The sequence below is a fragment of the Mariniflexile jejuense genome (assembly GCF_042675665.1).
GTDB classification, from domain to species: domain Bacteria; phylum Bacteroidota; class Bacteroidia; order Flavobacteriales; family Flavobacteriaceae; genus Mariniflexile; species Mariniflexile jejuense.
On the sequence record NZ_JBHTJI010000022.1, the window covers coordinates 209428 to 221810 of the forward strand.

At 33.3% G+C, this 12383-nt stretch carries 13 protein-coding genes; 9 read left to right on the forward strand and 4 right to left on the reverse strand.

Features of this window, described 5'->3' with window-relative positions:
• The first annotated feature begins 4 nt into the window (after window positions 1-4).
• Together ACFQ1R_RS12690 and ACFQ1R_RS12695 are read left to right on the forward strand one after the other, a co-directional pair.
• A complete protein-coding gene (locus ACFQ1R_RS12690; protein ID WP_379926615.1) occupies window positions 5-163 on the forward strand; it encodes a hypothetical protein in 159 nt (52 codons plus the stop codon).
• 65 nt (window positions 164-228) lie between these two features.
• Window positions 229-642, forward strand: coding sequence for a DM13 domain-containing protein (locus tag ACFQ1R_RS12695; RefSeq protein ID WP_379926616.1), 414 nt, complete (start codon window positions 229-231; stop codon window positions 640-642).
• On the opposite strand, the gene ACFQ1R_RS12700 is transcribed toward ACFQ1R_RS12695, so the two are convergent.
• Window positions 634-1290 carry an HAD family hydrolase gene (locus ACFQ1R_RS12700; RefSeq protein WP_379926617.1) on the reverse strand — a complete coding sequence of 219 codons (657 nt, stop codon included), beginning with the start codon at window positions 1288-1290 and terminating at the stop codon, window positions 634-636. The genes ACFQ1R_RS12695 and ACFQ1R_RS12700 overlap by 9 nt on opposite strands.
• A gap of 207 nt (window positions 1291-1497) precedes the next feature.
• Between ACFQ1R_RS12700 and ACFQ1R_RS12705 the strand changes: the two genes are divergently transcribed.
• The 4 genes from ACFQ1R_RS12705 to ACFQ1R_RS12720 are packed head-to-tail and all read left to right on the forward strand — an operon-like array spanning window position 1498 to window position 6094.
• On the forward strand, window positions 1498-2745 hold the full coding sequence (locus ACFQ1R_RS12705) for a ribulose-bisphosphate carboxylase large subunit family protein (RefSeq protein ID WP_379926618.1): 1248 nt from the start codon (window positions 1498-1500) through the stop codon (window positions 2743-2745).
• Between the two features lie 3 nt (window positions 2746-2748).
• Complete coding sequence (locus ACFQ1R_RS12710) at window positions 2749-4143, forward strand: four-carbon acid sugar kinase family protein (RefSeq protein ID WP_379926619.1); 1395 nt, start codon at window positions 2749-2751, stop codon at window positions 4141-4143.
• Window positions 4144-4161: 18 nt separating this feature from the next.
• A complete protein-coding gene (locus ACFQ1R_RS12715) occupies window positions 4162-4824 on the forward strand; it encodes an aspartate/glutamate racemase family protein (RefSeq protein WP_379926620.1) in 663 nt (220 codons plus the stop codon).
• Between the two features lie 4 nt (window positions 4825-4828).
• Window positions 4829-6094, forward strand: coding sequence for a bile acid:sodium symporter family protein (locus ACFQ1R_RS12720; RefSeq protein ID WP_379926622.1), 1266 nt, complete (start codon window positions 4829-4831; stop codon window positions 6092-6094).
• Window positions 6095-6184: 90 nt separating this feature from the next.
• Here the strand turns inward: ACFQ1R_RS12720 and murA are convergent, their stop codons facing one another.
• The 3 genes from murA to ACFQ1R_RS12735 form a co-directional block, all read right to left on the reverse strand.
• Window positions 6185-7495, reverse strand: coding sequence for a UDP-N-acetylglucosamine 1-carboxyvinyltransferase (murA, locus tag ACFQ1R_RS12725; protein ID WP_379926623.1), 1311 nt, complete (start codon window positions 7493-7495; stop codon window positions 6185-6187).
• A 6-nt stretch (window positions 7496-7501) separates the two neighbouring features.
• On the reverse strand, window positions 7502-8161 hold the full coding sequence (locus tag ACFQ1R_RS12730) for a DUF4290 domain-containing protein (protein ID WP_379926624.1): 660 nt from the start codon (window positions 8159-8161) through the stop codon (window positions 7502-7504).
• A 65-nt stretch (window positions 8162-8226) separates the two neighbouring features.
• Window positions 8227-8520 (reverse strand): DUF493 family protein, encoded by a 294-nt coding sequence (locus ACFQ1R_RS12735; RefSeq protein WP_379926625.1) that lies wholly within the window; start codon window positions 8518-8520, stop codon window positions 8227-8229.
• A gap of 307 nt (window positions 8521-8827) precedes the next feature.
• On the opposite strand from ACFQ1R_RS12735, the gene ACFQ1R_RS12740 reads away from it, so the two are divergent.
• Genes ACFQ1R_RS12740 through fmt form a run of 3 tightly spaced genes read left to right on the forward strand, consistent with a single transcriptional unit; the run spans window position 8828 to window position 12216 of the window.
• The gene (locus tag ACFQ1R_RS12740; RefSeq protein ID WP_379926626.1) at window positions 8828-9367 is read left to right on the forward strand and encodes an AAA family ATPase; all 540 of its coding nucleotides are present in this window, start codon (window positions 8828-8830) and stop codon (window positions 9365-9367) included.
• Complete coding sequence (locus ACFQ1R_RS12745) at window positions 9368-11272, forward strand: RecQ family ATP-dependent DNA helicase (RefSeq protein ID WP_379926627.1); 1905 nt, start codon at window positions 9368-9370, stop codon at window positions 11270-11272.
• Window positions 11269-12216: a methionyl-tRNA formyltransferase gene (fmt, locus tag ACFQ1R_RS12750; protein ID WP_379926629.1), complete on the forward strand. Its 948-nt coding sequence runs from the start codon at window positions 11269-11271 to the stop codon at window positions 12214-12216. Before ACFQ1R_RS12745 ends, fmt begins: the two co-directional genes overlap by 4 nt.
• The last annotated feature ends 167 nt before the right edge of the window (window positions 12217-12383 follow it).

Below are 12383 nucleotides of genomic sequence, written 5' to 3' on the forward strand. Positions count from 1 at the left end.
TGCCATGGCGAAAACTGGTCGCGATAAAAACACTAAAAATAAAGCGAAGCATTCCAAATTAATGAATCAAAAAATTAATAAGAAGAAAGCTGAAGAACAACTAAGGAAAGAACGGTTAAAAGCCATTATCGCAAAAGCGAATCAAGCAAAAGAAAACCTATAAATAAATTATTTTGTAAGGTTCAATTTTTTACTTCGACGAAAAACGGAATTTAAAATTGAATCATCATGCGCATTTTTTATCTTATTTTTTTAGTTTTTATTACATTTCAATCGTGTTCAAGTTCAGATTCTCCAATGATGGAAGATGACAAAATGGATATGCAAGACATGACACCTTCACCCCTATTTCAAGGTAATTTTGTTTCGAGTGCACACCCAACTTCAGGAAAAGCTAGTGTTAATACTGAAAAAACTATTTTATCATTAACCAATTTTAAAACAGATAGCGGACCATCATTAGAAATATATTTAGCTACCAATACTTCTGGTTCAGATTATATTTCATTAGGTGCTTTAAAAGGGGTTGATGGCACTTATGAATACACATTACCCGCAAACGTAGATTTTACTAAATATAATCATGTTATTGTTTGGTGTGTACCTTTCTCGGTAAATTTTGGGTATGCAGTTTTAAAGTAAACTACTTAGTTTAGAATAAGACAATTCATTAAAATTTTTAATCACAAAATCGGCTTTACTATAATCTTGATTTTTAGAGTGAAAACTATCAAATCCTAAACAAAATACACCTGCGCCTTTTGCGGCTTCAATACCGTTGGTTGAATCTTCAATCACAATACATTCATCTGCACTAAATCCAGATTCTTTAACAGCATTTATAAAAATTTCAGGGTGTGGTTTTGACTCTTTTAAATCGGCACCACTTAGTTTTGCAACAAAGTACCGATTCAAATCAAACTTATTAAAAATACGTTCAATACTTGGCATAGTTGCAGATGAAGCAACAACTAAAGTTATTTCGTTGCGATGCAAATCTTTTATCAAATCTAAAACACCTTCTATAAGATCAAAATTTGGATCGTTATTAAATATATATTCAAAATGCTTGCGTTTTAAAGACACTAAATATTCTGGTGTTTCTTTCAAATTAAAAACATCGCATACTTGTTTACAAACGTTTATGGTTGATTTTCCTGTAAACGATTCATAAAGTACATCCGTTACTTCAACATTAACATCTTCAAACATTTTATGATACGCGTAATGGTGCAATGGTTCACTTTCAATTATAACACCATCCATGTCAAAAATTACAGCTTTAAGCATCTTCTATTTTTTATTTGCGAATATAAACCAATAGACTTTAATAGCCTAAAATCTAAATTTTGATAATTTATAATAAAGGTCGAAGTTTAATTATTAAATAAATATTAATTTTAAACTTATATATTTAGCACATTAAAATGTGGTTCATCATAATTAAAAGCACCCATTTTATGTTTTAAATCATCTAATTTTCAGTTATTTAAATACATGGAAAGAATACAAGCAACGTATCTTATTGAAACACCTTATAACGTTGAACAAGCCGCAGCAGTACTTGCAGGCGAACAATCTAGCGGAACTTTTGTATCAGTTCCTGGTGAAACCGACGAACTAAAAACGCGTTTTGCAGCCAGAGTTGAAAACATTGAAATACTTAATGAAGTAAACGAACCAAGCATACCTGGTGAAATAATTGCAAACAAAATTTACAAACGCGCTAAAGTAACAGTATCATGGTCTGTTGAAAATTTTGGATATAATATTCCAACCTTAATATCAACACTTCAAGGAAACTTATATGAATTACGTCAATTTACAGGCTTAAAATTAGACGATTTTGAATTACCAGAATCGTATAAAAATCATTTTCAAGGTCCAAAATTCGGAATGAAAGGCACTAAGCAATTAGCAAGTGTTGGTGAAGAACGCCCTATGATTGGCACAATTATAAAACCTAGTATTGGCTTAACACCAGATTATACAGCCAATTTAGTAAAAACCTTAGCCGAAGCAGGCATTGACTTTGTTAAAGATGACGAACTTTTAGGCTCATCTGCAAATTCACCTTTTGCTGCTCGTGTGGAACAAATTATGAAGGTTATTAATGTATTTGCTGATAAAACTGGTAAAAAAATAATGTATGCTTTTAATATTACGGGCGATTTGGATACCATGAAAGCCAATTACGAAACAGTTGTGAATGCCGGCGGAACGTGTGCTATGCTTAGTATAAATAGTGTAGGTTGGGCAGGTGTTAAGCAAATTTGCGATTGGGGAGAACTTTCTATACATGGCCATAGAAATGGTTGGGGTATGCTTAACCGCCATCCACTTTTAGGAATAAATTTTCCAGCTTACAACAAAATTTGGCGTTTAGCTGGTGTCGATCAAATGCATGTAAACGGCATAAAAAATAAATTTTGGGAATCGGATGATGCTGTTGTTCGTTCTATAAAATCATGCCATACACCGTTTTTAAATAATGAATCTGTTATTCCTGTTGTTTCTTCAGGACAATGGGGCGGACAAGCTTTTGAAACCTATAAAAGAACACAAACTACCAATTTGCTTTATATGGCAGGTGGTGGTATTATGGCACATCCATCAGGTCCTACAGGTGGTGTTCGTGCTTTACACCAAGCTTGGGATTCGGCTGTAAAAGGCATGAGTTTAGAAGAAACTGCAAAACAATATAAAGAGTTCGGGGAATCGGTTATAAAATTTGGAGATAAGTAAATAATGCAAAGCAAAAAAGATATTTTATTAGCTTTTTATGGTGATGATTTTACGGGTTCTACCGATGCACTAGAGTTTTTAAGTCGTGCAGGTGCTAAAACAGTTCTTTTTCTTCAAAATCCAACAAAAGAATTATTAGATAAATTCACCAATTTAGATGCTATTGGTGTTGCAGGCATGACCCGTTCTATGGTACCCGAAGCCATGAAACAAGAACTTGATGAAGCCTTTCGATCATTAAAAAAATTAAACCCGAGGCATGTTCATTATAAAGTATGCTCGACATTTGATTCGTCGCCAGAAATAGGAAATATAGGAACCGCCATTCAAAGTGGTATTGAAACATTTAATAATAAATTCACTCCCATTTTAGTTGCAGCACCAAATTTAGGACGCTATTCGTCTTTCGGAAATTTGTATGCGCGTATGGGTATTGGCAGTAAAGGTGCTATTTATCGTTTAGACAAACATCCATCAATGAGTAAGCATCCCATTACGCCTTCACACGAAAGTGATTTAAGAGTTCATTTATCTAAACAAACCAATTTGCCTATGAGTTTGATTGATTTGGTTGATTTAAACAAAGATATTTCTGAAATAAAAGAAAAACTTTCCGCAGAAATCAATTCTGGTAATAAAATTGTTTTTTTTGATGCGATGTATGAAAATCAAATGCAAACTATTGGTAACATAATTGATAATGAAGTGGATGAAAAAACACCGCTTTTTTCAGTAGGTTCTTCAGGAATTGAAAAAGCATTGGGCGATTTTTGGGCAACAAAAGGAATTTTAAACCAACGTAATAATTGGAAAACTTTATCAGAATGTAAACCAATATTGGTACTTTCTGGTAGTGTATCACCTGTTACCGCATCTCAAATTAATTGGGCAATTGCTAATGGTTTTGAAGATATTTCAGTTTCAATACAAGCCTTAGAAAATGAAACTTCAGAAATAAAATTCATTTCAGAATACCAAGAAAAAATAGCATCATTCTTAAAATCAGGTAAAAGCGTTATTTTACACACATCAAAAGGACCAGACGACCCACGAGTACAAGAAACCAAAGCATTTTTCAATAAAAAAGGTTGGGACGAACAACAAATTCGTTCACAAACAGCAAAACGTTTCGGAAAAATTTTAGGACAATCAGCAAGAGGTGCTTTAGAACAAGTTCCTGTAAAACGCTTGGTAATTGCTGGTGGTGATACCTCTAGTTACGTAGCTAGAGAATTGGGTATTGTAGCTGTTGAAATGATTGCACCCGTATTTACAGGTGCACCAATGTGTTGTGCTTTTGCACCTAATTCACCAGTAAACAATATGGAAGTAAATTTAAAAGGCGGTCAAGTAGGTGATGAAACCTATTTTTTAGCTTTACAAAAAGGAAAAATTTAGTAAAAAACATAAAATATTATGGCAAAAACATTAGCACTTATTCATACATCGGCAACTTTAGTGCCTTTATTTCAAGATTTAATTGATAAACATTTAAAAGGAAAAGACATTAAAATATTCAATATTGTTGATGATAGTTTGATAAAAAATACCATTGAACGCGGTAAAGTAACACCAGATACATCGCGTAGAGTAGTGAATTATATTGGTTCTGCCGAAGAAGCTGGTGCCGATTATATCATGGTAACCTGTTCATCAATAGGTGCTGCCGTAGAAAGTGCAGTTCCATTAACAAAAGTTCCTGTATTACGTGTTGATCAACCAATGGCAGACAAAGCAGTTTTATCTGGAAAAAAAATAGGCGTTATTGCAACATTACCAACAACTCTTGAGCCTACAAGCGATTTAGTTAAAAGGCGTGCTGTAATTTTAGGTAAAGATGTAGAAATAACATCAAAACTGTGCGAAGGTGCTTTTGAAGCTTTAATGGGCGGAAAACCTGAAGTGCACGATACTATGGTAGCTTCAGCATTAAAAGAATTAGCTGAAAAGGTTGATGTTATTTTATTGGCACAAGCATCTATGGCGCGCGTAGTTGGACAACTTTCTGAAGCCGATAAAAAAGTACCTATTTTAGCAAGTCCGGAGATAGCTATGGCATATTTATCTGAAATATTATAAGCCTATGAAGCAGGTAGAAAAGTATACACTTTGGTTAGGTTTAGTAGCAACATTTGTTCTTTTACTAGTAGTTGTTATTGATTTGAATAGTTTAATTGCACCATTAGCTGTGGTTTCAGCAATAGCATTATCAATCGGCATACGGTCAGTAAAATCTTTGAAAAGCTACCAATATACCGCGTGGATTTTAGTTGCTATTGTTTGTGGCATGTTCTATCCATCTGCATTTTTAAAATGGGGAAACTTCGATTTAAGAAATAAATGGCTCATTCTTATCGTAGTTCAAGTGGTTATGTTTGGCATGGGAACACAGATGAGTATCAAAGATTTTTTAGGTATAAAAACCATGGGAAAAGGTGTATTTGTTGGTATTCTTTGTCAGTTTTCCATCATGCCCATTGTTGGTTATCTACTAACGCGTGTTTTTACTTTTGAACCAGAAATAGCTGCAGGAATCATACTTATTGGGTCTTGTTCAAGTGGCTTAGCATCTAATGTAATGGTGTTTATTGCAAAGGCAAATTTAACACTATCGGTAACTTTAACAGCTGTTGCAACCTTGTTAGCACCTATTATGACGCCACTTATGATGAAGCTTTTAGCTGGCACTTATGTAGAGATTAATTTTCTTAATATGTGTGTTGAAATTATAAAAATTGTTATCGTTCCTATTGGTTCTGCCCTACTTTATGATGCTTATGCTAATGGTTCGCGTATTTTACGAAAGCGTGTGAATTATGTTTTCATCGTAGCTTGCGCTTGGTTATTAGCAATGATTTTTGGATTTTGGACGTTTTTACAATCCCAATCTTCAGCAAATACAATGCTTATTGCAGAACTTTTTAATTTTCTGTTTGGAGCTGTTATTGTTGGGAAACTATATTACCATGTAATTACATTTAAACCTAAAATTCACAACTTTATGCCCATTTTATCCATGTTTGGTATTGTGTATTTTACAACGGTTACTACCGCAGCAAGTCGGGATAACATTCTTACCATTGGCATTTTTATATTACTAGCATCTATCATTCACAATGCTTTAGGCTACACATTTGGGTATTGGATAAGCAGAGCCTTAGGTTTAGATAAAGATTCTAGCAGAACGGTAGCATTAGAAGTTGGTTTGCAAAATGGCGGTATGGCATCTGGCTTAGCAGGTTCTATGGGGAAATTGGCAACTGTTGGTTTAGCCGCAGCAGTTTTTAGTCCTTGGATGAATATTTCAGGGTCTTTATTAGCTAATTTTTGGAGAAAGAAACACGAGTAAACTTTATACTATCTTGTAATAAAAAAGCATTTCTATTTTTGTAGAAATGCTTTTTTATGTGATAATCTATCTTTGTTTAATATTGAATATCTACTCAATTCGTTCAATATGAGCACCAATAGCACGTAAACGTTCGTCAATACGTTCGTAACCTCTATCTATTTGTTCTATATTTTGAATGGTTGAAGTGCCTTTAGCTGATAATGCAGCAATTAACAACGAAACTCCAGCACGAATATCTGGCGATGTCATTGTTGTTGCTTTTAAAGTAGATTTATAATCGTGACCAATTACAGTCGCTCTATGTGGGTCGCAAAGAATAATTTTAGCACCCATATCAATCAATTTATCCACGAAAAACAAACGACTTTCAAACATTTTTTGGTGAATTAAAACACTACCTCTGGCTTGTGTAGCTACCACCAAAATAATACTTAATAAATCAGGAGTAAACCCTGGCCAAGGCGCATCAGCAATTGTTAAAATGGAGCCGTCAATAAAACTCTGTATTTCATAACCATCGGTATGTGCTGGTATGTGAATATCGTCTCCGCGCTTTTCAACTGTAATACCTAATTTTCTAAAGGTAGCAGGTATAACACCTAAATCATCCCAAGAAACATTGGTAATGGTTAGTTCACTTTTAGTCATAGCTGCCAACCCAATCCAGCTACCAATTTCAATCATATCTGGCAGCATGGTATGTTCTGTTCCGCCTAAACTATCAACACCATCAATAATTAACATATTAGAACCAACACCACTTATTTTCGCGCCCATTCTGTTCAGCATTTTACATAATTGCTGTAAATAAGGTTCGCAAGCGGCATTATAAATAGTAGTACGCCCTTCAGCTAAAACCGCAGCCATAACAATATTGGCAGTTCCGGTAACAGATGCTTCTTCTAAAAGCATGTAAGCACCTTTTAGTTTATCGGCTTCAACACCATAAAACTGTTCTTCTTTACTATATCTAAATTTTGCGCCTAAATTAATTAAGCCCTCAAAGTGTGTATCTAATCTGCGTCTACCAATTTTATCGCCACCTGGTTTAGGTATATAACCTTTACCAAAACGTGCTAACATAGGACCGACAATCATTATTGAACCACGTAACCCGCGACCATCAACTTTAAATTCGTCCGATTCTAAATACTTCAAGTTAACATCATCTGCTTGAAAGGTATAGGTACCTTGAGACAGTTTTTCTACTTTAACACCTAACTTTTTAAGTAAGCTAATTAGTTTATTAACATCAACTATGTCTGGAATATTATTAATTGTAACCAGTTCTGGTGTTAACAAAACTGCGCATAAAATTTGTAGCGCTTCATTTTTTGCACCTTGTGGTTTAATACTACCTTTTAATTGGTGACCACCTTCAATTTTAAATGTTCCCATATAGTTTTAGAAGCGTTTTCTTTTATGATTAGACGGGTTCTTTTTATGATGCCCGCCTTTTTTACTGTTGTTATTATTAGAAAATTTAGTTTTTGTACGCAATAAACTACTTGCGTCCGATAAATCTTCATCTGTATTTTTTAAATTAATTTTTCCTCCAGAAAGTTCGTATAAATGCCCATAAATAACATCATCTTCTACCGTGTCTTTATTCCAATTTAAAAAACACTTTTTCATGTGGTTTGCAATGGTATAAGTTAAGGCTTCCTTAAGGTCGCCATCTTCCCATGTATTTGCAACGTCAATCATGGTTTTAATATTATTGCCATAAAAACGATATTTCGGAAAATTTTGTGGGTAACCTAACGGTTCTGGATGTTCTTCCAAAAGTTCTTTTGTAGGTTTTTCATAAGGCGAATCTACATCCAATTCAAAATTTGCCATAATAAAAAGTTGATCCCAAAGTTTATGTTGAAAATCTGGAACATCGCGCAAATGTGGTTGCATATTGCCCATTACGGCAATAATGCCTTTAGCAACTTTATTACGTTCTTCTTTTGTTTCTAAGGTTTTAGCATGATTAATCATTTTCTGCATATGACGCCCATATTCAGGTATAATTAAATGTTCACGCTCTGTGTTGTATTCTAAATCGTCTATTGTCAAAATAATGGTGTAGAGTTAATATTAGGGCATGTAGTTGTTATGCCAGTGCAAAGTACAAAAAAAAATTAAAGACTAATAACGCCTTCCACCTTTTCTGTAACTTCTTTGTATTTTTCTATAACTGCCTCAGGGTTTTGCATAATTAAGTTAATAGAAACGCTGGTGTATTTTCCGTTTTTACTCTCGGTTGTATTAATAACAGCACCCATATTATCAAAAACAGCTTCAATTTCTACAATTTTATCAGCATTGGTTTTAATAATAAATTTATATAAATATTCCGATGGCCAACTAGCCGTTTCATATAATTGTGTTCTTAATTTTTGGTAAAATTCATCCGAACTTGGAGGTGTACTCATAGCATTTTAATATGTAGCAAATATACAGTTAATTTCTATTTTTTACTATAATTAAAATTTGGGCGTTACCACAAGGGTCGGGCTTTACATTATATCTTTTGTTTTTTATCATTCCCGCAAAGACAAGAATCCATATTTAAGTAATTGTCATGCCTAAAAGAAGAGAGTAACTTGAAGAAAAACAAAAGGATACCGTTTCAATCCCTAACGCGTTATTTGTGAATTGCACAGCAAAATCGTCAATTCTCCATTGTTAATTATCAATTATCAATTGTTAATTCTTAATTTTACAGCTAAATTTTCACATTTGAACTCAAAAAAAGTTGTAATCACAGGTGGTCCAGGAACAGGAAAATCCACATTAATAAACCAATTAATAAAAAACGGTTATACCTGTCTTGAAGAAATTTCACGACAAATAATACTAGACGCACAAAAAAAAGGCACTGAACAACTATTTTTAACCGAACCGCTATTGTTTAGCAAACTTCTTCTAAAAGGCAGAATACAACAATTTGAACAAGCCAATTATTTACAATCTGAAATTACTTTTTTTGATAGAGGCGTTCACGATGTGCTCGCTTATATGAATTACATTGGTAATACATACCCAAAACACTTTGTTGAAGCCTGTGAAAATGCCGTTTATGATACCGTTTTTATTTTAAAACCTTGGGAAGAAATTTACATAAGCGATAACGAACGTTATGAAAATTTTAATCAAGCACAAGCAATACACGACCATTTACTAAACACCTACAAAGCATTTAATTATAATTTAATTGACGTACCTTTTGGTACCGTAGAATATAGAACAAATTTCATTTTAAACGCTTTAAAGCCATAAATGGAACAACCCATAAACATACTTGAACGCTATTGGAATTATACCAAGTTTCGCCCTGAACAAGAAGCTATTATAAACGCGGTTCTTGAGGGCGAAGATACCTTTGTATTATTACCTACAGGTGGTGGTAAATCAATATGTTTTCAAATTCCAGCGTTAGTAAAAGATGGTATATGCATTGTAATTTCACCTTTAATTGCTTTAATGAAAGACCAAGTACAGCAATTAAACGATAAAGGCATAAAAGCCATGGCACTTACAAGCGGTATAACTTACAGCCAATTAGATACACTTTTAGATAATTGTATTTACGGCAATTACAAGTTTTTATACCTTTCACCAGAGCGTTTGCAACAAGAGCTAGTTCAAGAACGTATTAAGCAAATGAATGTAAATTTAATTGCGGTTGATGAAGCGCATTGCATTTCGCAATGGGGAAGCGATTTTAGACCAGCATATAAAAACATTACGCTTTTACGCCAATTGCAACCAACGGTAAATGTTGTAGCCCTAACAGCTTCAGCAAAACCAGAGGTGGTTGATGATATCATAAAAGAACTCGATTTTATTCAGCCAAAACTATTTAAACAATCGTTTTTCCGCCCTAATTTGGGTTATATGGTGTATCATGAAAACGATAAATACTATCGCTTAGAAGCTATTTTAAAAAAGTACAAAGAACCGTCTATTATTTACGTTCGAAATAGAAAGTTAACTCTAGAAGTTTCAGCATTTTTAAATTCAAAAAAAATATCGGCAACTTACTATCATGGTGGGTTAACCAATACCGAAAAAGAAAATAATATGTCTTTGTGGTTGCAAAACAACAAACAAGTTATGGTTGCTACCAATGCTTTTGGTATGGGAATAGATAAACCCGATGTTAAAACAGTTATCCATTTAAACTTACCCGAAAGTATTGAAAGTTATTTTCAAGAAGCTGGACGTGTTGGTAGAAATGGCGAAAAAGCGTTTGCTGTTATTTTGAAAAATAATAGCGATGAAGTTTTAGTAAAAAATCAGTTTTTAAACGTATTACCAAATGTAGATTTTGTAAAGCAGGTGTACAGAAAACTGTGTAGTTATTTTCAAATTTCATATGGTGAAGGTGCCTATGAAACATTTGATTTCGATTTTAATTCCTTCTGTAAAACCTATAATTTCAGTGCTGTTTTAGCTTACAATGCGTTACTTTTATTAGATAGAAATAGCATTATCACCTTATCAAAGCAATTTAAAAATAAGGTTTCTGTACAATTTATAGTAGCAAGCTCTACACTTTTTAGCTATTTGGAAAACCATGCTAATTTCAACTTAATAGTAAAATCGATGCTTCGTATGTATGGTGGAATTTTTGACCATGATTGCAAAATTGATTTACATAAAATTGCCGAAAAAGCTTCAACCAACGAAAATAACGTTACACAAGTACTTCAAAAATTAGCTAGCGACGAAGTCATTAATTTACATTTAGCTAAAACCGATGCGCAAGTTACTTTTATTGAACCACGAGAAGATGATAAAACCATAAACCGTATTGCATCGATTATAGAACAACAAAACGAATTAAAACAACAGCAAGTTAAGTCTATGCTTAGTTATGTTGAAAACGAAACCACTTGTAAAAGCATGCAACTACTCGCCTATTTTGGCGAAAAAGACTCGAAACCCTGCGGTATCTGCTCAGTTTGTGCAAGCACTAAAAAAAACTTTAAACCACAAGATACTAATACAATAAAAAACCGTGTTATAGAACTATTGGAAAACGGCGACCAATCATCAAGAAACATGATTGCTGCGTTAAATTGCAGCGAAGCCGAATTAAAAACCGTTTTAAAACTACTTTTAGAACATCATATTATTTCAATAACACCAACAAACACCTATAAATTAAGTCATTTATGAGAAATTTAAGAATCGTTTTTATGGGCACGCCCGATTTTGCAGTAGCTACATTAAAAACATTGGTTGAAGCCAATTATAATATTGTAGGTGTAATTACCGCACCCGACAAGCCTGCAGGACGCGGACAAAAACTTAATGAAAGTGCTGTAAAACAATATGCTGTTTCTCAAAACCTAAACGTTTTACAACCAACAAATTTAAAAAACGAAACCTTTTTAAACGACTTAAAGTTGCTTAACTCCAACCTTCAAATTGTAGTTGCATTTAGAATGTTACCAAAAGTAGTATGGCAAATGCCTGAATATGGTACGTTTAATTTACACGCTTCGTTGTTACCAAACTACCGTGGTGCTGCACCAATTAATTGGGCAATTATTAATGGTGAAACAAAAACAGGTGTTTCCACCTTCTTTATTGATGAAAAAATTGACACAGGTGATATGATTCTTCAGGAAAGTATTAATATAAATCCTGAAGAAAATGCAGGCAGTTTACACGATGCATTAATGACAATTGGTAGCAAATTGGTTCTAAAAACAGTAGAATCTATTCAAAATAAAACAGTTAAAACAACGCCCCAAAAAGAAACTTCTGAAATAAAAACCGCTTACAAACTTGATAGGGATAATTGTAAAATTAATTGGAACGATTCAATAGATAACATTTATAATTTAATTCGAGGGTTAAGCCCCTATCCTGCTGCTTGGTGTATGCTAGAAAATGGAAAGGATAATTTAGATATTAAAGTATATTCAGCAGAAAAAGAAAAAACAAGCCATACCCTTAATAATGGTGATATTGTTTCAACAAAAAAAGAATTAAAAGTAGCCGTATCAAACGGTTACATAATTATTAAAGAAATCAAGCTTCCAGGAAAACGTACAATGGATGTAAAATCGCTTTTAAATGGTTACACATTTGAAGCCAATGCAAAAATGATGTAAACCCTTGTAAATATTGAAGTTAATAAAAAACTCGATAAAACACACATTCTTTATCAACAAAAGAACTAAGTTATTAACAATACTACGCATTTCCATTGCCATTACTTGCATGAATGCATAATCCGTATAAATTTGTAATAGGATTTAACAAAATGTTTAACCAATTT